Source organism: Saccharopolyspora flava (assembly GCF_900116135.1).
Taxonomy (GTDB): domain Bacteria; phylum Actinomycetota; class Actinomycetes; order Mycobacteriales; family Pseudonocardiaceae; genus Saccharopolyspora; species Saccharopolyspora flava.
Window position 1 is genome coordinate 200520 of the sequence record NZ_FOZX01000004.1, and the last position, 21985, is coordinate 222504.

The following is a 21985-nucleotide window of genomic DNA, read 5'->3' on the forward strand; positions in this document are numbered from 1 at the left end:
GAGGTCGGTCGATGGCGAATTCCGGGATGGCCAGGATCAGCGTTCCCGTCGGTTCCTTCTACCGGTTGTCGGCCGAGGTCGTGCGTCAGGGATTCCGACGCCCTTTCCAGCTCCGCGAGTTCCTGCAGCAGTCCTGGATGATCGTGAGCGTGTCGGTGGTGCCGACGCTGCTGGTGGCCATCCCGTTCTGCGTGATCGTCGTCTTCCAGCTCAACCAGCTGCTCACCGAGATCGGTGCCACCGACCTCGCCGGGGCGGGCGCGGGGCTGGCCGTGGTGCGCGAGATCGGGCCCATGGTCAGCGTTCTCGTCGTCGCCGGAGCAGGGGCGACGGCGATCTGCGCCGACCTGGGGGCGCGCAAGATCCGCGACGAGATCGAGGCGCTGGGCGTCATGGGGCTCAACCCCGTGCACCGCCTGGTGGTTCCCCGGGTGCTGGCCTCCACGGTCGTGGCGCTGGCGCTCAACGGACTGGTCACCTTCGTGGGACTGGCGGGCAGCTTCCTGTTCTCGGTGCTCGTGCAGAAGGCCAGCGCCGGGCTCTTCGTCGCGAATCTGACGCTGCTCACCGGAATTGATGATCTTCTCGTCAGCGAGTTGAAGGCGGCCGTGTTCGGATTGCTGTCCGGACTCGTCGCCTGCCACCTCGGGCTCAACGCGAAAGGCGGTCCGAAAGGCGTCGGCGACGCGGTGAACCAGACCGTCGTGTTCAGCTTCATCCTGCTCTTCGCCGCCAATTCCTTGATCACCGCGGTGTTCCTGCAAACGAGGAGTTGAGCGGATGGCGATCGGCGAATCCAAGCGCACCCGGGTGATCCGGGTGCCGCTGCGCAGACTCGAGGACACCGGCAGGCAGGTCGTCTTCCACGGCCGCGTCTACGCCTCGGTGCCCACGGCGCTGATGCGCTACAAGCGCGAGGTCGTGCGCCTCATCGCCGAGGTCAGCCTCGGCACCGGGGGACTGGCCGTGATCGGCGGAACCGTGGTGATCGTGGTGTTCATGACCGCCGCGATCGGCGTCGAGGTCGGGCTGCAGGGCTACTCCTCGCTGGCCAACATCGGCGTCGAAGCGCTGGCCGGGTTCGTCTCCTCCTACGCCAACACCCGCGAGGCCGCGCCGGTCATCGCCGGGGTGGCGCTGACCGCCACCGTCGGCGCCGGTTTCACCGCGCAGCTCGGGGCGATGCGCATCAGCGAGGAGATCGACGCGCTGGAGGTGATGGCGATCCGGTCGGTGCCGTACCTGGTGACCACCCGGATCATCGCCGGGTTCGTGGCGATCATCCCGTTGTACTCGCTGGCCGTGCTCGGCTCGTTCGCCGCGACCCGGCTGGTCGTCACCGTCGCCTACGCCCAGTCCGGCGGCACCTACGACCACTACTTCAGCGCGTTCCTGGTGCCCTCCGACCTGCTGTGGTCGTTCGTCAAGGCGCTGACCATGTCGGTCGTGGTGATGTCGGTGCACTGCTACCACGGCTTCGCCGCGAGCGGCGGTCCCGCCGGCGTCGGTCAGGCGGTCGGCAAGGCCGTGCGCGGCTCGCTGATCGGGGTGATGCTGGTCGACCTGCTGCTCGACCTGGCGATCTACGGTTCCGCCTCCTCGGTCCACATCTCGGGGTGAGGCCGGTGAACTCGCGATACGTCCTCATCGGCGCCGCGTTCGCGGTGTGCGTCGCGCTGCTGGCGGTGCTGTCGGTGGCGCAGTACAACCGGGCCTTCGACCGCGTCCTGCCGATCACCGTGCTCGCCGACCGCTCCGGGCTGCTGATGGAACCGGGCTCGCCGGTCAAGCTGCGCGGCGTCGAGGTCGGCTCGGTCGCCGAGGTCACCAGCGACGGCACCGGAGCCCGCCTCGCCGTCGAGCTCGACCCCGCGCAGGCCGAGCGCATCCCCGCCCAGGTCACCGCGAACCTGGTGCCCGCCACCGTGTTCGGCGCCAAGTACGTCGAACTGCGGCCCGGTCCCGACACCGGCGAGCACATCGCCGCCGGAGCGGTGCTGAACCGCGCGCGCGTCACCGTCGAGCTGGACCACACCTTCGACCACGTCATGGACACCCTGCGCGGCGTGCCGCCCAGCAAGCTCAACGCGGCCCTGACCTCGGTGTCCGGGTCGCTGCGCGGCAACGGCGACCGGATCCGCGCGCTCATCGCCGACACCGACGGCTACCTGCGCGCGTTCAACCCGAACCTGCCCGAGCTCGAATCCCGGCTGCCGCAGGTCACCGCGGTCGCCGAGCACTACCGGGACGTGACCGACGACCTCACCGCCACCGCGAGCAACCTCGGCGGCACCGGCAGCACCCTGGTCGAGCAGAAGCGGGCCTTCGCCGGATTCCTGCTGTCGCTGACCGAGCTCGGCAACGGCACCGGCGAGTTCCTCGACGACAACGGCCCTCCGCTGGTGTCCGCGCTCGACGAGCTGCAACCGACGGCCGGGCTGCTGCGGCGGTACTCGCCGGTCGTGCCGTGCTTCTTCGGCGGCATGGTGCACAACGGCGACCTCATCCGGGCCGTCACCGGCGGGCCCGAGTTCGGCGGCACCCACCCCAACACGCACGTCACCGTGAGCATGCTGCCGGGCATCCCCGCCTACGAGTACCCGCAGAACCTGCCCAAGACCGGTGTGGACACCGGCCCCGACTGCCACGGGTTGCCCGAGGTGCGGGGAATCCCGCCGTACGTCAACTACGACACCGGCGCCAACCCCTACCGCGGCACCGACGAGAGCCCGCGGCTCAACCCCGACCTGCTGGCGGTGTACCTGTTCGGCCCGCTCTCCCCGCTGGGAGGTGGCCGGTGAGAGCCGAGGTCGTCAAGCTCGCCGCGTTCTTCACCGTCGCCGCGCTCGCCGCCGGCTACATCGCGCTGCTGCTCGGCGAAACCCGCAGGGCCGGGGAGGAGACCGAGGTGCGCGCGGTGTTCTTCGACGTGTCCTACCTGGAACCCGGCGACCCGGTGCGGATCGCGGGCGTGCGCGTGGGGCAGGTCGACGACCTGCGGATGCGGCCCGACGCCACCGTGCTGGTGAGCATGACCGTCTCCGGCGCGCCCCCGCTGACCAGCGGCACCCGCGCGGCGGTGAAGTACCGCGACCTCGTCGGCAACCGCTACCTGGAACTCGCCGAAGGCGACGGCGGAACGCCGCTGGGCGAGCAGGTCATCCCGCTGCAGCGGACCTCGCCCGCGCTGGACCTCGACGTGCTCGTCGGCGGGTTCCAGCCGCTATTCCAGGCGCTGTCGCCGGAGCAGGTCAACCAGCTCTCCGGCTCGCTGATCCAGGTGCTGCAGGGCGAGGCCGGGGCGCTGGACTCGTTCCTGACCTCGCTGGCCTCGGTCACCCACACCCTCGCCGACCGGGACCGGCTCATCGGCGACGTCATCGGCAACCTCGACGCCGCGCTGGCCACCTTCGACGCGCACGACCGGCAGGTCTCGGAGGTCATCGGGCAGACCCGGCAGCTGGTCGACGGGCTGGCCGCCGACCGCGGCGCGATCACCGGCGCCGTCGACCACCTGCACGGCCTCACCGCCACCGCCGCCGACCTGCTGCCCCGGCTGCGGCCCGACCTGCGCGCCGAGATCGGCGACCTGGGCACCATCGCGGGCACCCTCGACGCCCACGACGAGCAGGTGCGCTCCGCGCTGCGCGAGCTGCCCGAGGCCTACCGGCGGATCGGCCGGATCGGCGTCAACGGCAACTTCTTCAACGCCTACCTGTGCAGCGTGCGGGTGCGCACCAGCGCCCCCACCGGCGGCTACCTCTACACCCCGTGGATCGACAGCGATGTGCGGCGCTGCGCCGAGGAAGGCGGGAACTGACGTGAACGACTCCCGGCTCGGCGTCGTCGGCTCGCTGCTGATCGCCGTCGTCGTGCTGTTCTCGCTCAGCGGCGACGCGATCTCGCCGCTGCTGGCCGGACGCGGCCTGCACGCCGTGTTCTCCGAGGCCGGTGGCCTCGTGGAGGGCGATCCGGTGGTGGTGTCGGGCATGACCGTCGGCCGCGTCGAGGACGTTGAGCTGCGCGACACCGACGTGCTGGTGTCGTTCACCGTCGACGAACCCGACCTGCGGGTGGGGGAGGGGAGCACCGCGGCGATCAAGGCGCAGAGCGCGCTCGGCGAGAAGGCGCTGAGCCTGGCACCGGCCGGGCCCGGGGAGCTGCCGAACGACGCGCAGATCCCGCTGTCGCGCACCATCGCGCCCTACGACGTCACCCAAGCCCTGCAGAGCCTCACCGACACCACCTCCCGGCTCGACACCGACCGGTTGACGACCGCGCTGACCGCCGTGGCCGACACCCTCGACGGCACCGCGCGCAGCGCACCCCAGGCGCTGAGCGGCCTGCGGCGCCTGGCGGAGAGCGTCAACGCCCGCGACGCCGAACTGCGCTCCCTGCTGGAGCACGCGCGCGCCACCACCGAGGTGCTCGCCGGCCACCAGCAGGACCTGCGGGCGATCTTCGACCAGGGAACCGCGCTGCTGACCGCGCTCAACCAGCGCCAGGCCGCGATCGAGCGGCTGCTCGCCGACCTGACCACGACCGCCGACCAGCTCGACGCGCTGGCCCGCGAGAACGACGCGCAGCTGCGGCCCGCGCTGACCGAACTCCGCTCGGCGGTGGCGATCCTGCGGGACAACCGCGATCAGCTCACCGCCGCCCTGCACGAGGCCGTGCCGATGCTGCGCACCCTCGGGGAGGTGCTGTCCACCATGCCCGCCCTGGACGCCTTCTTCGCCAACATCCCGCCCACCAACGCCGTTCCCGGACTGCAGGACCTGCTGGGGAGGGGGACCCGATGACCCGGCGAGTGCTGGCGCTGCTGATCGGCGCGCTGCTGGTGGCCGCCGCGGCCTACCTGCTGACCGCCGATCGGCAGAAGCACGCCACCGCCTACTTCCCGAGCGCCAGCGGCATCCACGTCGACGACGAGGTGCGGGTGCTGGGGGTGCGGGTCGGCGAGATCGACGAGATCGTGCCCGAAGGCGACCACGTGCGGGTGCGCTTCGGCTACGACGCCGCCCGGAAGGTCCCGGCCGACACCTCGGTGGCGCTGGTGGCGCCGAGCCTGGTCAGCGGCCGGTACCTGCAGCTCGCGCCGGTCTACCGGGGCGGCCCGGTGCTGGCCGACGAGGCCCGGATCCCGATCGAGCGCACCGCGGTGCCCGCCGAGTGGGACCAGACCAACGCCGAACTCACCGAGCTGACGCGGGCTCTGGGCCCGCACGGCGCGAACCGGCAGGGCGCGGTGTCGCGGGCGATCGAGGCCGGGGCGAACAACCTGGGCGGCAACGGCGCCGAGTTCCGCCGCACGCTCGACCAGCTCGCCGGGACGTCCGGCACGGTCGCCGCGGGCAGCGAGGACCTGTTCACCAGCCTGCGGCAACTCGACGAGCTCACCGCCGGGCTTAACGACAGCCGGCAGCAGCTCACGACCTTCTCCACCCAGCTCGCCTCGCTGAGCGCGCTCGCCGACGACAACGGCGCCGAACTGGGCCGGGCCCTGGCCGCCTCGGACCGGGCGCTGGTGACGATCACCGACTTCACCCGAACCCACCAGCAGCAGCTCGGCGACACCGTCGGCGAGCTCCGCGACGTCGGCTCCACGCTGGCCGCCAGCCGCGGGGACCTCGCCGACGTGCTGCACGTCGCGCCGCAGACCCTGGCCAACCTCTACAACGTCTACGAGCCCAGCACCGGCTCGGCCAGCACCCGCATCCAGATGCCCTACACCGCGAGCGTGTCCAGCCTGACCTGCCAGATGGTGTTCTCCGCCGGCGGCACCATCGACGACTGCCGCGCCGCGCTCGACCCGCTGCTCAAACCCCTCGACATGCCCTACCCGCCGGTCGGACTCGACCCGCTGCACCGCACCGGGAACCCGCACCAGCGACCGGCTCCGGGAGGCCCGTGATGCGCGGTCTCGCCCTGCTGCTGATCAGCTGCCTGCTCGCCGGGTGTGCCGTGGACAGCGCCCAGCTGGTGCCGCTGCCCGGCGGTCCCGGCAGCGGCACCGACGCGCGGCGCGTCGTGGTGCGCTTCGCCGACGTCGCCAACCTGGTGCCGCGCTCGGAGGTCAAGGTCGACGACGTCACCGTCGGCGCGGTCCGCCGCATCGGCCTGCACGGCTGGCAGGCCGAGGTCGAGATCGGCCTGGACCCGGGTGTCGTGCTGCCCGCCAACGCCGTCGCCAACGTCGGGCAGAAGAGCCTGCTCGGCGCCCAGTACGTCGAACTCGCCGCCCCGCCCGACCCGGTCGGCAGGCTCGCCGACGGCGCCGTCATCCCCGCCGAGCGCACCAACCGCTACCCGGGCACGGAGGAACTGCTGGCCGCGCTGTCGCTGTGGCTCAACGGCGGCGGACTGCGGCAGGTCCGGGTGATCACCGACGAGCTCAACCGGGCGCTGGGCGGCAACGAGCAGCAGACCCGCGACCTCATCCACCAGCTCGATGCCCTCGCCCGCTCCGCCGACGAGCAGAAGGCCCAGATCGTGCGCTCGATCGAAGCCGTCGACGGCCTGGCCGCGCGGCTGCGCGCGAACTCCCAGCGGCTCGGGCACGCCGTCGACGAGCTGGGGCCGGGCATCCGCGTGCTCAACGAGCAGCGCGACTCGCTGCGCTCCGCGCTTGAGGCCTCCAGCAGGCTCGGCGCCGTCGGCGGCGAGGTGCTCGACCGCTCCCGCGACGACCTGCTGTCGGTCGTCGACGACCTGCGGCCCTCGCTGCAGCAGCTCGTCGCCGCGGGCGACGACGTGCCGAAATCCCTCGACACGCTGGGAACGCTGCTGTTCCCGCTGAGCACCTACAAGAAGGTCGTGCGCGGCGACTTCCTGAATCTGGCCGTGACGCTGGACCTCTCGACGCCCGGCCTCGAATCCGGGCTGCTGGCGGGCACTCCCGCCGAAACCGTCTTCGACGCCGCCCGCACCGCGCTGCAGGCCACCGACCCGATCCGGGGACCGCTGGGCATCGGCTCGCCGATCGAACCCCCGCCGGACTCGCCGCCGCCGGAGAACCCGCCGCCGGACCCGGCGATCCCGCTGCTCGGCGACCTGCTGGGAGGGAACTGATGCTGACCAGGAAGGTGCGGATCCAGCTCGCCGTGTTCACCGCGCTCACCGTGTTCGGCGTGAGCACGGTGCTGATCAACTACCTCGACCTGCGCCAGCTGCTCGGCTTCGGGCAGTACGAGGTCACCGCGGTGTTCCCGGACGCCACCGGGCTCTACCCGGGCGCGATGGTGGGCTACCGGGACGTCGAGATCGGCAAGGTGCGCTCGGTCGACCTCGGCGACGGCACCGCCGTGGCCACCCTCGGCATCGACGACGACGTGCGCGTCCCGGCCCGGGTGAGCGCCGCGATCCGCGGCAAGTCCGCGATCGGGGAGCAGTCGGTCAACCTCACCCCCGACGGCGACGGGCCGCCCTGGCTGCGCCCCGGCGACCGCATCACCGCCACCACGACGCTGCCGCGCACCGACGAGCTGCTCACCAGCCTCGACGACCTGGCCGCCTCCATCCCGCAGGACAAGCTCACCGTCGTCCTCGACGAGCTCACCACCGGGCTCGGCGGGGCGGAACCGCAGGTCACGACCCTGCTGGAGAACACGAGGACGGTGCTGCACCAGGCCGGGCTGAACCTCGAACCCACCGTCGACCTCATCCACCAGCTCGGCCCGTTCCTGCGCACCCAGCAGCAGATCGCGCCCGAAACCCGTTCCGCGCTGCGGGATCTCGCGTCCTTCAGCGAGCAGCTGCGGCGCAGCGACCAGGACCTGCGCGGGCTGCTCGCGCACACCCCGCCCGCCGCCGAGCAGCTCATCGGCCTGGAACAGCGGTTGACGCCCGCGCTGCCGCAGCTGCTCACCGACCTCGGCTCGACGGGCCAGGTCGTGCGCACCCAGCTGCCGGGCGTGGCGCAGACCCTCGTGCTCTACCCGGCGGTGACCGCGGCGCTGCAGCGCGTCGTGCAGCAGCCCGGCGCCGCCCCCGGCAGCGCACACCTGGGCATCCGGGTCTCGGTCAACAATCCGCCCCCGTGCTACTCCGGCTACACGCCGATGGACCGGCAGCGCTCCTTCGACGACGAGTCGCCCGCCGAGGTCCCGCCGGACCAGTACTGCCACGTCGTGCCTGACGACCCGCGCTCGATCCGCGGCGCGCGGAACTACCCGTGCGCCAACGATCCTCGCCGTCGCGGATCGTCCGCCGCCTCCTGCGGGGCGGCTCCCGGCGAGGTCGTGGCCACCTACGACCCGGACACCGGCAACGCGATGCTGCCCGACGGCCACCTGGTGCTGCTGGGCGACGCGCGGCAACACCCGAGAGCGGAGGAGGGGACGTGGCGCGATCTGCTGCTGAAGTGAGGCGCGCGAGCGGACTGGTGCTGGCGGCGCTGGTGCTGATCGGGCTCGCCGTGCTGGGAACCCGGTTCCACCAGACCGCGCAGGCCGCCGCCGACAAGGCGGAGTCCGACCGGCAGGCCGTGGCCGCGGCCCGGCAGGCCGCGCTGGGACTGACCAACCTCAGCGCGCGGACCATCGACCAGGACGCCCAGCGGCTGGCGGGGATGGCCACGGGCGCGTTCAAGGAGCAGTTCGCGTCGCAGGCCACCGCGTTCCGCGACATCGTCACCGGCTCGCAGGTGACCTCGCGCGGCGAGGTCGTCGAGGCCGCGCTGGAGCGCTCCGACGGGCGCACCGCGGTCGCTCTGGCGGCGGTGCGGGCCACGGTCGGCAACGCCGGCGCGCCGGAGGGCCAGCAGCGCCAGTACCGGCTGCGGATCACCGTGGAGAAGACCGCGCAGACCTGGCTCGTCGCCAACCTGGAGTTCGTGCCATGACCGCCACCGACGTCGTCGATGACACCGCCGCCCCCGCGAAGCCGAAGCGCCGCCTGCTCGTCCCGCTGCTGGTCGTGGCGGTCCTGCTGGCCGCCACCGCCGGGGTCACCGTCCTGTACCTGCGGCAGGCCGAGGCCACCCGGGTGGAGGCGGCGCGCGCCGAGGCCACCCGCGCGGCCGCCGAGCAGATCCCCGAGGTCCTCAGCTACAGCCACGACACGCTCGACCGGGACTTCGCCGCCGCGGCCCGCGCCGTCACCGGCCCCTTCGCCCGGGACTACCTCGAACTCCAGCGCACCGCGATCCGCCCCGCCGCCACCCGGGACCGCATCACCACCAGAACCACGGTCTCCGCCCTGGGCGTCGTCACGGCCACGGACGACGAGGTCGTCCTCCTCGCCTTCATCAACCAACTCACCACGAGCTCCCGGCACCCCACCCCTCTCATCGAAGGCGCCAGAATCCGAACAACCCTCACCAAAACCCCCGACAACACCTGGCGAATCTCCACAATGGACACCATCTGACCACCCCTCACCCCGCCTCCGGTCGAAAACCCCGGTTTTCGTCGGGTCAAAAACTCCGGTATTCGACCGGTCGAAAACTCCGGTATTCGACGCGACGAAAACCGGGGTTTTTGACCTGCGGGGGCGTGAGCTGGGGGTTTGGGTCACGATCGGGTGATGTGGGGTGGTACGGGACAGTTCTGGTGTGACATTGACCGCGGGGTGTTGCGGTGCGACTATCGGACGCACGACGTTGCCCACGACGAGCCGTGTCAGAGCCCGTTCCGCTGAGTTCCAGAGCTGATCTTCCTCGCGCGTGCTGAGGTCTCGTCCCCGTCCGATGCCGGGGTGTTGCTCGACGATCGGTGAACAACTCGGCAGGACCCACCCGTTCCCCGAACGGGGCCGTTCTTCAAGGGTGAGGAGCAGCAGTGGTTTTCCAGCTGGAGAAGGTCAACGAAGCGATCCGACGGCGAGTCCCGCCGCTGACGTCGATACCGCTGCCGCGTTCGGTGGATCAGCGCATCCTCGAAAAGCGGTGGCCCGTCACCGAACTCGCCCCGCCACCGCCCGGGAGCGGGCTCAAACCCATCCTCGGCGACGCCGGCCCGCCGCTCATCGGCCACTCCCTGGACTTCATGCGCTACGGGCCTTCCTTCGCGCTGCGCCGCTTCCAGCTCTACGGGCCGATCTCCTGGGCGCACTCGCTGGGGCGCCCGATGGTCACCCTCGGCGGCCCGGAAGCCACCTCGATCGCCCTGATCAACAAGGACAAGGCGTTCTCCCAAGGCGGTTGGCGCGCGCTCATCGACACGTTCTTCCACCGCGGCCTGATGCTGCTGGACTTCGACGAGCACATGTCGCACCGGCGGATCATGCAGCAGGCCTTCACCCGGCAACGCCTCACCGGCTACGTCGACCAGATGGGGCCGACGCTGCGCGAGGGAGTCCAAGCCTGGGGCGGCCAGGAGCGGCCGCGGCTGTACTGGCTGCTCAAGCAGCTCACCCTCGACGTGGCCACCCGCGTGTTCATGGACCAGCGCAGCGGCAAGGACGCCGACCGCATCAACCGCGCCTTCGTCGACTCGGTCCGCGCGGCCACCGCCGTCGTGCGCTACCCCGTCCCGGGCGGCCGCTGGGCCGCGGGCGTGAACGGGCGCAAGCTGCTGGAGCGCTACTTCGCCGACAACATCGGCCGCGCCCGCCGTTCCGAGGGCGACGACCTGTTCTCGGCGCTGTGCCACGCGCGCAGCGAGGACGGCGAGCAGTTCGGCGACGACGACGTCATCAACCACATGATCTTCCTGATGATGGCGGCCCACGACACCTCCACCATCACCAGCACCGCCGTGGCCTACTTCCTGGCCAAGCACCCGGAGTGGCAGGAGCGCGCCCGCGCCGAATCCCTCGCGCTGGGCGACGAGGTCCCCGACATCGAGGCGCTGGAAAAGCTGGAGACCCTCGACCTGGTGATCAAGGAGTCGCTGCGGCTGGTGGCGCCGGTGCCGTCGATGGTGCGCACGACCGTCCGCGACACCGAGGTCCTCGGCCACCACCTGCCGGCCGGGACGATGGTGGGGGTCTCGCCGTTCCTCAACCACTTCTCCGCTGACCACTGGAGCAACCCGTTCGACTTCGACCCCGAGCGCTTCGCCGAGGGCCGCCGGGAGGACAAGTCGCACCGGTTCGCGTGGGTGCCCTTCGGCGGCGGCGCGCACAAGTGCATCGGCCTGCACTTCGGAACCCTGGAGGTCAAGGCGCTGCTGCACGAGATGCTGCGCGGCTACACCTGGACGGTGCCGCGCGGGTACGAGGTGAAGTGGGACTACGTCTCGCTGCCGGTGCCGGTGGACGGGCTTCCGGTGGAATTGCGACGGAGGTGATCTTCCGGGTTCCCGGACGATCGAAGTGCGACTAGCCTCGCTGCTCATGAGGCTGGTCGCACTGTTCCTAGTCCTGCTCGGCGTCACCGCCTGCGCTCCCGCCGGGCAGGACTCCGCGGGTGACGCACTGGCCTCGCCGGTCACCGTCGCGCACCGCTTCGGGACCACCGCGATCGACCACGTGCCGAAGCGCGTGGTCAGCCTCGACCGGCAGTGGACCGACGTGCTGCTCTCGCTCGGCGTGCAGCCGGTCGGCTACGGCGTGGACCGGATGATGCCGGCCGGTCGGGTCCCGTGGGAGCGGCTCGATCCCGGCGCCGTCGGGCTCGACGTCTCCGGCGGCGTGCCGGTCGAGCGGATCCTCGCGCTCAAGCCGGATCTCATCGTGTCGTCCTACGCGATCACCGACCCGGCCACCTACCGGCTGCTGTCCCGCGCGGCGCCCACCATCGCCGCGCCGCCCCGGGCCGACTCGGTGCCCGCCTGGCAGGACCTGGTGCGCACGGCGGGCCGGTTCCTGGACCGGCCCGCCGACGCCGAGCGCGTGGTGTCGGAGGTGGAGGGCCGCATTGCCGAGACCGCGCGGCGGCTGCCGGGGCTGCGCGGCAAGACCTTCGCGATGGGGCAGTACGTGGTCGGCGACGCGATGTACCTCGTCGCCGACGAGAACGACGGCGCCGCGCAGCTGTTCCACTCGCTGGGGATGCACATCCACCCGCCGGTGGTCGAGACCGGAGCCGCCACCCACCAGGCCCGGATCCGGGTCAGCCCGGAGCGCGTGGACCTGCTGCGCGCGGACCTGGTGGCCTTCGTGGTCAACGGCGGTGACCGCTCGGCCCTCGCGGGCATCCCGGGCTTCGCCCAGCTCCCAGGCACGGTCGAGGTCCTCGCTTACCCGACGATCGCGGGTCTCAACACCCCGTCACCGCTGTCGCTCCCGTACGCCCTCGACCAATTCCTCCCGTCCCTGCGAGCCGCCGCGACGTGAGCCGTCCCGCGCCGCGGCGGCCTCGCGGTGGGGAGCTCCTGGGCAGGGGACAGTTTTTCCTCGAATTGACCGGATAAAACGGACGTCGATCATGGGTGATTCGAGGAAAAACTGTCGGCTGCCGCGCGAAGATCACCCGACGTTGGCTCCGAGGAGGGGGAGCGCGCGGAGGTCGTCGATCGTGAAGGCCGTGAGGCCGGCGAGGGCGCAGGTGGCGCGCATGGTGACCGCGAAGTCGAAGTCGTCGGGATCCAGGTAGTCCTGCTCGACCACGCCCGCCGTCTCGAAGGCCGCGCGGAGCTCGTCGGGGAAGCCGGCGATGTCCTCCTCGGTGAGGTCGTCGACCTTGACCCAGGCGAGCTCCTCGCCGTCGACCGCGTAGGCCATGCTCGCGTCGGCGTTGATGGTGAACACGCTGGTCGCGGCGGTGCGGCCGGACGCCGACAGCTCCTCGAGGGCGTCGTGGAAGGTGTGGCCGGAGTCGTCGTAGACGAACGTCCACCCGCCGACGCTGCCCGCGAGCAGCGCCGCCGCCGAATCCGGGTCGCTCCCGAGCGCCAGTTCGGGCAGCGAGGTCCAGTCGTCGGGCTTGCTCTCGGGCAGCTCGCAGCGTTGGATCAGGTGCGGCTCGGCGCCGAGGACCTCCAGCGCGGCCTTCGGGTCCAGGCCGCGGACGACGTGCAGGACGTGGTTGGGGTCGGCGCAGGCCAGCTCGGTGATCCACTTCGGATCGCCGTGGGCGTCCAGCACGCCGGGCGCAAAACCTGGTTCGGGCACGGGGTTCTCGCTTCCTGTCCGTGTGAGGTGCGGGGGACCCCGCGCACCTCACACGTCCCGCGGGTCCCATCCGGATCACCCGGACGGGGACACGCCGAACGCTTGACTTGATTAGTTCAAGAAAATGCGGCAGGGTGGATCACGTGAACACGACCGCGGACTACGAGCGACTGTTGCGCGAGGCGGCTCTGCGCGTGACGCGGCCTCGGGTGGCAGTGCTGTCCGCGGTCCACGAGAACGCGCACGCCGACACCGATTCGATCATCGGACTGGTTCGCCAGGACCTGCCCAAGGTGTCGCACCAGGCCGTCTACGACGTCCTGCGCGCCCTCACCATCGCCGGGCTGGTGCGCCGCATCCAGCCGATGGGTTCCGTGGCCCGCTACGAAGCGCGGGTCGGGGACAACCACCACCACGTCGTGTGCCGGTCCTGCGGCCAGATCCACGACGTCGACTGCTCCGTGGGCGAGGCGCCGTGCCTGACGGCGTCGGATACCCACGGCTTCGTCATAGACGAGGCCGAGGTCATCTACTGGGGGCTCTGCGCATCGTGTGCCCCCGAATCCGCTGAAGAACCGCACTGAAAATTCGGAAGGATTCCCGTGTCTGACAGCCCTGACACCCAAGAGACGAACGAGACCGGCGGCTGCCCGGTCGCGCACGGGGGCCTCACTCACCCCACCCAGGGTGACGCCAACCGCGACTGGTGGCCGAAGCGGCTCAACCTGAAGATCCTGGCCAAGCAGCACCCGAACAAGAACCCGCTGGGCGAGGACTTCGACTACGCCGCGGAGTTCAAGACGCTGGACCTGGACGCGGTCAAGAAGGACATCCAGGAGGTCCTGACCACCTCGCAGGACTGGTGGCCGGCGGACTTCGGGCACTACGGCCCGCTGATGATCCGCATGGCGTGGCACTCGGCCGGTACCTACCGCATCAGCGACGGTCGCGGCGGCGCCGGCGGCGGTCAGCAGCGCTTCGCCCCGCTGAACTCCTGGCCGGACAACGTCAGCCTGGACAAGGCGCGCCGTCTGCTGTGGCCCGTCAAGCAGAAGTACGGCCGCAAGCTGTCCTGGGCCGACCTGATGATCCTGACCGGCAACGTCGCGCTTGAGTCGATGGGCTTCAAGACCTTCGGCTTCGGCGGCGGCCGCGTCGACGACTGGGAGCCCGAGGACGACGTCTACTGGGGTGCCGAGACCACCTGGCTGGGCAGCGACAAGCGCATCTCCACCGCGTCCGGTGAGCGCGAGCTGGAGCGTCTGCTGGGCGCCACCCACATGGGTCTGATCTACGTCAACCCGGAGGGCCCGGAGGGTCAGCCCGACCCGGTCGCCGCCGCTCGCGACATCCGCGAGACCTTCGGCCGGATGGCGATGAACGACGAGGAGACCGTCGCGCTGATCGCCGGTGGTCACACCTTCGGCAAGACCCACGGCGCGGCCCCCGACTCCAACCTGGAGGCCGAGCCGGAGGGCGCGGGCCTGGAGCAGATGGGCCTGGGCTGGAAGAACAACTTCGGCTCCGGCAAGGGCGGCGACACCATCACCAGTGGTCTGGAGGTCACCTGGACCACCACGCCCACCAAGTGGTCGACCAACTTCCTGTGGAACCTCTTCAGCTTCGAGTGGGAGGTCTTCCAGGGTCCGGGCGGTGCCTGGCAGTGGCGTCCGAAGGGCGGCGCGGGCGAGGGCACGGTGCCCGACGCGCACGACCCGTCGAACAAGATCGCGCCGAACATGCTGACCACCGACCTGGCGCTGCGCTACGACCCGATCTACGAGCCGATCGCGCGCCGGTTCATGGAGAACCCGGACGAGTTCGCCGACGCGTTCGCCCGCGCCTGGTTCAAGCTGACCCACCGCGACATGGGCCCGAAGTCGCTCTACCTCGGCCCGGAGGTGCCTGAGGAAGACCTGATCTGGCAGGACCCGCTGCCGGCCAACGACAACGACACGCTGTCCGATGAGGACATCAAGGCCCTCAAGGCCAAGATCCTCGAGACCGGCCTGAGCGTGTCGCAGCTGGTGTCGGTGGCCTGGGCCTCGGCCTCCACCTTCCGCGGCAGCGACAAGCGGGGCGGCGCCAACGGTGCCCGCATCCGCCTGGAGCCGCAGCGCAACTGGGAGGTCAACAACCCGGACCAGCTGGCCACCGTGCTCTCCGCGCTGGAGGGCGTGCAGCAGTCGTTCGGCAAGAAGGTCTCGCTGGCCGACCTGATCGTGCTCGGCGGTTCCGCCGCGATCGAGAAGGCCGCCGCCGACGCCGGCTCCACCATCGAGGTGCCCTTCACCCAGGGTCGCGTCGACGCCGGTGAGGAGCACACCGACGCGGACTCCTTCGACGCGCTGGAGCCCATCGCCGACGGCTTCCGCAACTACTCGAGCAAGGCCGCGGAGCTGCCCGCCGAGTACCACCTCATCGACCGGGCCAACCTGCTCACCCTGAGCGCCCCGGAGATGACCGTGCTGGTCGGCGGTCTGCGCGTGCTGGGCGCCAACTACGACGGGTCGAAAAACGGCGTGTTCACGGACAAGCCGGGCGTGCTGACCAACGACTTCTTCGTGAACCTGCTGGACATGGCCTACACCTGGCGGTCCACTTCGGACGACAAGTCCACCTTCGAGGCCACCGACGCCTCCGGTGCGGTCGTCTGGACCGGTACCCGCAACGACCTGGTCTTCGGTTCGAACTCCGAGCTGCGCGTCATCGCCGAGGTCTACGCCTCGGCCGACGGCAAGCAGAAGTTCCTCGACGACTTCGTCAAGGCCTGGGTCAAGGTCATGAACCTCGACCGCTACGACCTGGTCTGATCCGGACCTCGTAGCACCGGCGAGCCCCCGTCCGCTCCGGACGGGGGCTCGTTCGCGTCCGGGCTCACTTCTTCTTGCGGGTGACCCAGATGGTGATGACGGCGCGGACCACGACCTCGTCGTGCTTGTCGTAGACGTTGACCGGGACGTCGACCTCCTGGCCCTCGTCGCCGAACTCCGGGATCGACTCCAGCTCGGCCACCGCGCGCATGCTCGTCTCGGCCTTGGCGACGTAGTCGACCCGCATCTTCTTCGGCAGCCAGCGGTGCGAGGTGGGCACCGTGGCCTCGGCGACCATGCCCATCGCGACCTCGGCGAGGTTGCACGCGGCGATCGCGTGGTAGGTGCCGATGTGGTTGTGCACGCCCCACCACTTCGGCGAGGTGACCACGCAGCGGCCCGGCTTCATCTCCCGGATCGAGGGCAGGACGGTCCGGAAGTACGGCGCCTTGAGGCTCACGCTCAGCGAGAACAGGGCGCGGCCGCCGGGGATGCCGGACAGCTTGGTCCACAGCGCGTGGGTCGGAGTCTGGGTGCTCATGACCCGAGAGGCTATATTACCCGTCAGTAACCTACGCTCGGCGGTGCCGGACATCACTCACGACAGGAACCGCTTCGCCAGCTTCCCGGCGCCCTTGAGCACCGCGTCCTTGAGCAGACCACCGCTCTCGCCCGGCGGTGGAGGCGGCGGCAGCGGCCGGTCGCCCGGTCGCGGAGCGGTGCCGGCGAACTGCATGGCGCGGTAGGGCCAGTTGCGCTCGGTGTTCCACTGGCTGACCACCAGGTGCAGGTCGTCCAGCGTCGAACCCGGGACGATGTAGCCGCCGTAGAGCTGCGCCACGTGCCCGGCCTCGTGGTCCTCGCAGCCCCACGCGCAGCCGTGCAGCACCGTGCCCCGGACCGCCTCGTAGAGGTTCGCCGTCGGACCGTCCAGGTTGAGCACGTCGATCCGGTAGTCGCCGGCGTTGAACAGCGCCAGCAGCCAGCGGTCCTCGACCCGCCGCAGGCACAGCTCGCCGTAGGCGCCGGTGAGCGCCACCGTCGGCGGGTTGCCCCACGCCCACCGGCCGTCCCGGAAGCCCCAGCCCTGCCACGCGGCGGGATCGGTGATCCGGTCGGCGGGCACCCGCTGCAGGATCAGGCCCTTGTCGCGCTGGAAACCCGTGGAGAAGGCGTAGACGAAACCGTCGTCGCCGAGCTCCCAGGTCAGCATCTGGAACAGCCCGCCGTGCGCGTCACCGGGCCAGGTCGCGCCGGTGTGCTGCCAGGTCTCGCCGTTGTCGGTGGAGCGGTGGATCTCCGTCCAGTGCACGTTGCCCAGCCCCTGGCAGACCATGACGTGCAGGAACATCTGGTCGCCGAGGGTGATCAGGTCGGTCGGCAGCACGGTCGACACCGGGCGCCCGTCGATCACCGAATCGTGCTGGTACGGCAGGGCTTGGTCGGCGTAGTCGCTGCGCGGCCCGAGCGACCCGGTCCACCGGATGCCGCCGCGCGCACCGGCGGCGTCGCCGAACACCACCACCGGCGAGCGCCAGCCCGGCCCGCCGACCCCGGCCCGGTCGAAGGTGTCGCCGAACACTGCCACCAGCCTGCCGTCCGGTGCGATCGCGGTGACCCCCAGGTCGGTGCCGCCGATGCCCAGGTGGTCGGTGATTCCCGGTCCGGTGAGGTCCTTGACCTTGCGCAACACGCCGCCCTTCTCGTCGGAGTCGTCCTCCCCCGACCGTACGTGCCGCGACGCGGTGCGCGCTCAGCCCGCGAGGCCGGAATGCCTGCGGCCGTAGGCGAAGTACACGGCGAGGCCGAGCAGCATCCACCCGCCGAAGGCCAGCCAGGTCGGTGCGCCGAGGCTGAACATGAGGTAGCAGCAGGACAGCACGCCCAGCGCCGGGACCAGCGGCACCAGCGGGGCGCGGAACGAGCGCGGCAGCTCCGGGTTGCGGCGGCGCAGCACCACGACCGCCAGGTTGACCAGGGCGAACGCGAACAGGGTGCCGATGCTGGTGGCGTCGGCGAGCTCGCCCAGCGGCACCACCGCGGCGAGCACCGCGATGAAACCCGACACCAGCGCGGTGTTGGCGCGCGGCACGCCGGTGCGCGGGTGCACGCGCGAGAACAGCGGCGGCACCAGGCCGTCCCGCGACATCGAGAACAGGATCCGGGTCTGCCCGTACAGCACGGTGAGCACCACGCTGGCCACCGCCACGATCGCGCCCGCCGACAGCAGGACCGAACCGGTCGTGCCGCCCAGCACCTTGCTCAGCGCCGCCTCGGTGCCCGCGAACTCCGTCCAGTGCATCGCGCCGACCGCGGCCAGCGCGACCAGGCAGTACAGCACGGTCACCAGCACCAGCGAGAGCATGATCGCGCGCGGCAGGTCGCGCTGCGGGTTGCGCGCCTCGGAACCGGCGGTGGAGGCGGCGTCGAAACCGATGTAGGAGAAGAACAGCTTGCCCGCCGCCGCGCTCACCCCGCCCATGCCCAGCGGCAGCAGCGGCGAGTAGTTGCCGGCTCGCACGGCGGTGAACGCCAGCGCGCAGAACAGCACCAGCGTCGCGGTCTTGATCACCACCATCGCGGTGTTGACCCGCGCGCTCTCCCGCGCACCGCCCAGCAGCGCCACCATCGCCAGCAGCACCACCGCCGCGGCGGGCACGTTGAGCAGGCCGCCGTCTCCCGGCGGGGCGCTCAGCGACTCCGGCAGCTCCACGCCCACCAACAGGTGGAGGAGCTCGTTGACGTACTGGCCCCAGCCGACCGCCACGGCCGCGACCGACACGCCGTACTCCAGCATCAGGCACCACCCGCACACCCAGGCCGCGAGCTCGCCCATCGTCGCGTAGGCGTAGGAGTACGAGGAGCCCGCGACCGGGATCATGCCCGCGAGCTCGGCGTAGGACAGCGCCGACAGCAGCGCGGTGACACCGGCGATGACGAACGCCAGCGCCACCCCGGGCCCGGCCAGCGGCACGGCCTCGCCCAGCACCACGAAGATCCCGGTCCCCAGCGTCGCGCCGACGCTGAGCGTGGTCAGCTGCCACAGCCCCAGCGACCGCCGCAGCGCACCGCCCTGCCCCTGGCCGCTGTCGGCGACCAGATCGGCGACCGGTTTGCGCCGGAACAGCTGCGCTCCACGGCTTTTCCCCGATCCGCGCGACTGCGCGAGCGCGTCCTCCACCACGTGATCCTCCACTGTGGACGCACTCGGCGTCCCGTCCGGATGTGCTCTGCCGCACTTCGCCGGCGCGTCACGTTAGCGAGTCGACCGTGAACTTCAGAAGCCGCTTTCGTTGCGCAGCGGCGGCCGTTGCGGCCGAACGTTGCGCCAACCGGGAATACCGTCGAAAACGCCGCTGCCGTGGTCCGGCGGGGCCGGCGGGTAGGGTCGGGGTTTTCGGAAGAGGTGGCGTTGTGGGGTTGCGGTTCGAGGAGATCGACTGGCGGGAGACGCCGATCGGGGCGATCAGCCTGCGGCGGCGCCGGGACCCGGTGCTGGACGTGGACGTCTTCGAGGTCAAGCTCGACGACGAGTACCTGATGTCGAGCCTGTTCACCGTCGCCGAGGAGAAGCTCGCGCGGCTCGGGCTGGCCGCGGTGTCCGGTTCGGAGCTGGACGTGGTCGTCGGCGGGCTCGGGCTCGGTTACACGGCCCGCGCGGCGCTGGAGGACTCGCGGGTCCGGTCGCTGCTGGTGGTGGAGGGTCTCGGTGAGGTCATCGAGTGGCACGAGCGCGGACTGCTGCCGCTGGCGCGGGATCTCACCGGCGATCCGCGAAACCGGTTCGCGCACGGGGACTTCTTCGCGCTCGCCGAGTCGGACGAGGGCTTCGACGCGGGGCGGCGGTTCCACGCGATCCTGCTCGACATCGACCACTCGCCGCAGCACGTCCTCGACACCGGCCACGCCGACTTCTACACCCCCGACGGCCTGCGCCGGATGGCCGCGCACCTGCACCCGGGCGGCGTCTTCGCCCTCTGGTCCGACGACCCGCCGCACGACGCCTTCACCCGCACCCTGGCTGAGGTCTTCGACGAAGTCACCCCCCACGTCGTCACCTTCGACAACCACTACACCGGAGGAACCTCCGCCAACACGGTCTACGTCGCCACCACCCCCTGACCCCACCTCGTGGTGGCCCAGGTCGTCGACCACGAGCCGGTGGCGGTGGCGACGCAGGTGCTGCTGATGCCGGTGCTCGCCGCGCACCTGGCGCTGGCGGTGCCGGGTCCCCGGCCCCGGCTGGTGCGGCTCGTGCTGGTGGCGCTGGGGTTCTCCTGGCTCGGCGACACCGTTCCCCGGTTCCTGGACGGGGACGCGGAGTTCCTGAGCATGGTCGGCGGCTTCCTGCTCGCGCAGATCGTGTTCGTGCTGGCCTTCCTGCCGGACCGCGACCGCAGCGTGCTCGCGCGCAGGCGCGGGTGGCTGGTGCCGTACCTGCTGGTGTTCGCGGCGCTGGTCGCGGCCTGCCTGCCGCACGCCGGGGTGCTGACGCCGGCCGTGGTCGTCTACGGCCTGCTGCTGCTGTCGATGGCTGTGCTGTCGACCGGCGTGCACCCGCTGACCTGGGCGGGTGGGGCGATCTTCATGGTCTCCGACGGGCTCATCGCCCTCGGCGAGTTCGCCACCGCGCTGCCGGGCGACGCGAACATCATCGCCATCATGGCCACCTACGCCGTTGCGCAGCTGCTCATCGTCCTCGGCGTCACGGCGCGCTCAGCGCAGACCGAGCGCGCGTAGCGCGTTCTCCTTGAAGATCAGCGGCCGCACCTCGTCCTTGATCTCCAGCTGCTCGAAGTCGCGCATCCAGCGGTCCGGCTGGATGACCGGGAAGTCGGACCCGAAGAGCACCTTGTGGCGCAGCATCGAGTTCGCGGCGCGGACCAGCTGCGGCGGGAAGTACTTCGGCGACCAGCCGGACAGGTCGATGTAGACGTTGGGCTTGTGCGTGGCGACCGAGATCGCCGCGTCCTGCCACGGCACCGACGGGTGCGCCATGATGATCGTCAGCGTCGGGAAGTCGGCGGCGACGTCGTCGAGCAGCATCGGGTCCGAGTAGCGCAGCTTGATCCCGTGCCCGCCGGGCAGGCCCGCGCCGATGCCGGTCTGGCCGGTGTGGAACAGGGCGGGCACCCCGCACTCGGCGATGGCCTCGTAGAGCGGGTAGAAGCGCCGGTCGTGCGGTTCGAAGCCCTGCAGGCTGGGGTGGAACTTGAACCCGCGCACGCCGTGGTCGGCGACCAGCGCGCGAGCGCGCCGCGCCGCCGCCTTCCCCTGCCACGGGTCCACCGAGCCGAACGGGATCAGCACGTCGTTGTGCTCGGCTGCGCCCTCGGCGATCTCCTCCACCGAGTTCGCCGGGTGCCCGGTCTCGGAGGCGCAGTCCACGGTGAACACGACGGCCGCCATGTTCCGCTCGCGGTAGTGCTCGGCGATGCTCGCCAGGCTCGGGGTCCGCTCGGCGCCGGACTTGAAGTACTTCTCCGAGGCGGCCATCAGCTCGTCGTCCAGGGAGCGGTGGCCGTGGCTGTCGATCTCGACGTGGGTGTGCACGTCGATCGCGCTGATGCGTTCGAAGTCGATGCCGTACTCGTACCTGCTCATCGCGCTCATCTCCGGCGGCTCGAAGCGGGACCTGCAAGAAGGAGAACATCCATCGTTGCAGAATTCAATGATTGATGTGGTGCTAGTGTGTGCGGCACGGACGAAGGGGAGGACCGAACGTGGGCGCGCATCACGGCCTGGTCGATGACCTGGGGTTCCTGCTGTCGCGGGCGAGCGGTGTGGTGGCCCGCTCGGTCAGCGCCGAGCTGGAGCCCCTGGGCCTGCGGGTGCGGTCGTACTCGGTCCTGGCGCTGTCCGCGGAGGAGGGTGCGGGCATCAACCAGCGCAGGCTGGCCGAGATCATCGGGCTCGACCCCAGCCAGGTCGTGGCGCTGGTCGACGAGCTGGAGCAGCGAGACCTGGTGGCGCGCATCCCCGATCCCCGCGACCGGCGCAACAAGCTCGTCCAGGCCACCGAATCCGGGCGTGAGCTCGTCGCCGAGGCGCAGGCGCGGGTGACCGAGCTCGAGGACGGCTACTTCCACCGGATGTCACCCCGCCGCCTCGACGAACTGCGCGCGATCCTGCGCGAGATCTCCTTCCCGCACGAGCCCCACGCGTAGCCGCCCCGC

The 21985-nt window shown here is 71.0% G+C and carries 22 protein-coding genes; 17 read left to right on the plus strand and 5 right to left on the minus strand.

Going from position 1 to position 21985, the window contains the following annotated elements:
- The first annotated feature begins 11 nt into the window (after nt 1–11).
- The 12 genes from BM424_RS14280 (at nt 12) to BM424_RS14330 (ending at nt 12219) form a co-directional block, all read left to right on the plus strand.
- On the plus strand, nt 12–776 hold the full coding sequence (locus BM424_RS14280; protein ID WP_093417520.1) for an MlaE family ABC transporter permease: 765 nt from the start codon (nt 12–14) through the stop codon (nt 774–776).
- A gap of 4 nt (nt 777–780) precedes the next feature.
- A complete protein-coding gene (locus tag BM424_RS28415; RefSeq protein WP_139274068.1) occupies nt 781–1620 on the plus strand; it encodes an MlaE family ABC transporter permease in 840 nt (279 codons plus the stop codon).
- Nucleotides 1621–1625: 5 nt separating this feature from the next.
- On the plus strand, nt 1626–2801 hold the full coding sequence (locus BM424_RS28420; RefSeq protein ID WP_175548092.1) for an MCE family protein: 1176 nt from the start codon (nt 1626–1628) through the stop codon (nt 2799–2801).
- Nucleotides 2798–3820 (plus strand): MCE family protein, encoded by a 1023-nt coding sequence (locus BM424_RS14290; protein ID WP_175548093.1) that lies wholly within the window; start codon nt 2798–2800, stop codon nt 3818–3820. The genes BM424_RS28420 and BM424_RS14290 overlap by 4 nt, the downstream gene beginning before the upstream one ends.
- A 1-nt stretch (nt 3821) precedes the next feature.
- Nucleotides 3822–4802, plus strand: coding sequence for an MCE family protein (locus BM424_RS14295; RefSeq protein WP_175548094.1), 981 nt, complete (start codon nt 3822–3824; stop codon nt 4800–4802).
- Nucleotides 4799–5914: an MCE family protein gene (locus BM424_RS14300; protein ID WP_093417530.1), complete on the plus strand. Its 1116-nt coding sequence runs from the start codon at nt 4799–4801 to the stop codon at nt 5912–5914. The genes BM424_RS14295 and BM424_RS14300 overlap by 4 nt, the downstream gene beginning before the upstream one ends.
- Nucleotides 5914–7071, plus strand: a complete 1158-nt coding sequence (locus BM424_RS14305; protein ID WP_093417533.1) for an MCE family protein — start codon at nt 5914–5916, stop codon at nt 7069–7071. The genes BM424_RS14300 and BM424_RS14305 overlap by 1 nt, the downstream gene beginning before the upstream one ends.
- Nucleotides 7071–8366 (plus strand): MCE family protein, encoded by a 1296-nt coding sequence (locus BM424_RS14310; protein ID WP_093417536.1) that lies wholly within the window; start codon nt 7071–7073, stop codon nt 8364–8366. Before BM424_RS14305 ends, BM424_RS14310 begins: the two co-directional genes overlap by 1 nt.
- Nucleotides 8363–8842 (plus strand): hypothetical protein, encoded by a 480-nt coding sequence (locus BM424_RS14315; RefSeq protein WP_093417539.1) that lies wholly within the window; start codon nt 8363–8365, stop codon nt 8840–8842. Before BM424_RS14310 ends, BM424_RS14315 begins: the two co-directional genes overlap by 4 nt.
- Nucleotides 8839–9369, plus strand: coding sequence for a hypothetical protein (locus BM424_RS14320; RefSeq protein ID WP_093417542.1), 531 nt, complete (start codon nt 8839–8841; stop codon nt 9367–9369). Before BM424_RS14315 ends, BM424_RS14320 begins: the two co-directional genes overlap by 4 nt.
- A gap of 410 nt (nt 9370–9779) precedes the next feature.
- On the plus strand, nt 9780–11231 hold the full coding sequence (locus BM424_RS14325) for a cytochrome P450 (protein WP_093417544.1): 1452 nt from the start codon (nt 9780–9782) through the stop codon (nt 11229–11231).
- Nucleotides 11232–11277: 46 nt separating this feature from the next.
- Nucleotides 11278–12219: an ABC transporter substrate-binding protein gene (locus BM424_RS14330; RefSeq protein WP_093417547.1), complete on the plus strand. Its 942-nt coding sequence runs from the start codon at nt 11278–11280 to the stop codon at nt 12217–12219.
- A 132-nt stretch (nt 12220–12351) separates the two neighbouring features.
- On the opposite strand, the gene BM424_RS14335 is transcribed toward BM424_RS14330, so the two are convergent.
- Entirely contained in the window at nt 12352–12996 is a 645-nt protein-coding gene (locus tag BM424_RS14335; protein WP_093417549.1) for a DUF6461 domain-containing protein, read from the minus strand.
- Nucleotides 12997–13139: 143 nt separating this feature from the next.
- Here BM424_RS14335 and BM424_RS14340 point away from each other — a divergent pair, with 143 nt between their 5' ends.
- On the plus strand, nt 13140–13580 hold the full coding sequence (locus tag BM424_RS14340) for a Fur family transcriptional regulator (RefSeq protein WP_175548095.1): 441 nt from the start codon (nt 13140–13142) through the stop codon (nt 13578–13580).
- Nucleotides 13581–13598: 18 nt separating this feature from the next.
- Entirely contained in the window at nt 13599–15809 is a 2211-nt protein-coding gene (gene katG, locus BM424_RS14345; protein WP_093417552.1) for a catalase/peroxidase HPI, read from the plus strand.
- 64 nt (nt 15810–15873) lie between these two features.
- Here the strand turns inward: katG and BM424_RS14350 are convergent, their stop codons facing one another.
- Genes BM424_RS14350 through BM424_RS14360 form a run of 3 tightly spaced genes read right to left on the minus strand, consistent with a single transcriptional unit; the run spans nt 15874 to nt 18990 of the window.
- A complete protein-coding gene (locus BM424_RS14350; RefSeq protein ID WP_093417554.1) occupies nt 15874–16350 on the minus strand; it encodes a hotdog fold domain-containing protein in 477 nt (158 codons plus the stop codon).
- 57 nt (nt 16351–16407) lie between these two features.
- Entirely contained in the window at nt 16408–17502 is a 1095-nt protein-coding gene (locus tag BM424_RS14355) for a glycoside hydrolase family 183 protein (RefSeq protein WP_245775853.1), read from the minus strand.
- 60 nt (nt 17503–17562) lie between these two features.
- The gene (locus tag BM424_RS14360) at nt 17563–18990 is read right to left on the minus strand and encodes an amino acid permease (RefSeq protein ID WP_245775854.1); all 1428 of its coding nucleotides are present in this window, start codon (nt 18988–18990) and stop codon (nt 17563–17565) included.
- 233 nt (nt 18991–19223) lie between these two features.
- Between BM424_RS14360 and BM424_RS14365 the strand changes: the two genes are divergently transcribed.
- Nucleotides 19224–19931: a polyamine aminopropyltransferase gene (locus BM424_RS14365; protein WP_093417560.1), complete on the plus strand. Its 708-nt coding sequence runs from the start codon at nt 19224–19226 to the stop codon at nt 19929–19931.
- A gap of 12 nt (nt 19932–19943) precedes the next feature.
- Nucleotides 19944–20549 (plus strand): lysoplasmalogenase, encoded by a 606-nt coding sequence (locus BM424_RS14370; protein ID WP_139274070.1) that lies wholly within the window; start codon nt 19944–19946, stop codon nt 20547–20549.
- Here BM424_RS14370 and couO read toward each other — a convergent pair.
- Nucleotides 20526–21413: a 4-hydroxyphenyl-beta-ketoacyl-CoA hydrolase gene (gene couO, locus BM424_RS14375; protein ID WP_093417565.1), complete on the minus strand. Its 888-nt coding sequence runs from the start codon at nt 21411–21413 to the stop codon at nt 20526–20528. The two genes, BM424_RS14370 and couO, sit on opposite strands and share 24 nt — an antisense overlap.
- Before the next feature lie 119 nt (nt 21414–21532).
- Between couO and BM424_RS14380 the strand changes: the two genes are divergently transcribed.
- On the plus strand, nt 21533–21976 hold the full coding sequence (locus BM424_RS14380) for a MarR family winged helix-turn-helix transcriptional regulator (protein ID WP_093417567.1): 444 nt from the start codon (nt 21533–21535) through the stop codon (nt 21974–21976).
- Nucleotides 21977–21985 lie beyond the last annotated feature (9 nt).

Excerpts from the sequence above, each read along its gene's own strand:
- BM424_RS14280 (WP_093417520.1), top strand. The coding sequence starts at position 12 with ATGGCGAATTCCGGGATGGCCAGGATCAGCGTTCCCGTCGGTTCCTTC.
- BM424_RS28415 (WP_139274068.1), top strand. The coding sequence starts at position 781 with ATGGCGATCGGCGAATCCAAGCGCACCCGGGTGATCCGGGTGCCGCTG.
- BM424_RS14300 (WP_093417530.1), top strand. The coding sequence starts at position 4,799 with ATGACCCGGCGAGTGCTGGCGCTGCTGATCGGCGCGCTGCTGGTGGCC.
- BM424_RS14305 (WP_093417533.1), top strand. The coding sequence starts at position 5,914 with ATGCGCGGTCTCGCCCTGCTGCTGATCAGCTGCCTGCTCGCCGGGTGT.
- BM424_RS14310 (WP_093417536.1), top strand. The coding sequence starts at position 7,071 with ATGCTGACCAGGAAGGTGCGGATCCAGCTCGCCGTGTTCACCGCGCTC.
- BM424_RS14320 (WP_093417542.1), top strand. The coding sequence starts at position 8,839 with ATGACCGCCACCGACGTCGTCGATGACACCGCCGCCCCCGCGAAGCCG.
- BM424_RS14330 (WP_093417547.1), top strand. The coding sequence starts at position 11,278 with ATGAGGCTGGTCGCACTGTTCCTAGTCCTGCTCGGCGTCACCGCCTGC.
- BM424_RS14350 (WP_093417554.1), bottom strand. The coding sequence starts at position 16,350 with ATGAGCACCCAGACTCCGACCCACGCGCTGTGGACCAAGCTGTCCGGC.
- couO (WP_093417565.1), bottom strand. The coding sequence starts at position 21,413 with ATGAGCAGGTACGAGTACGGCATCGACTTCGAACGCATCAGCGCGATC.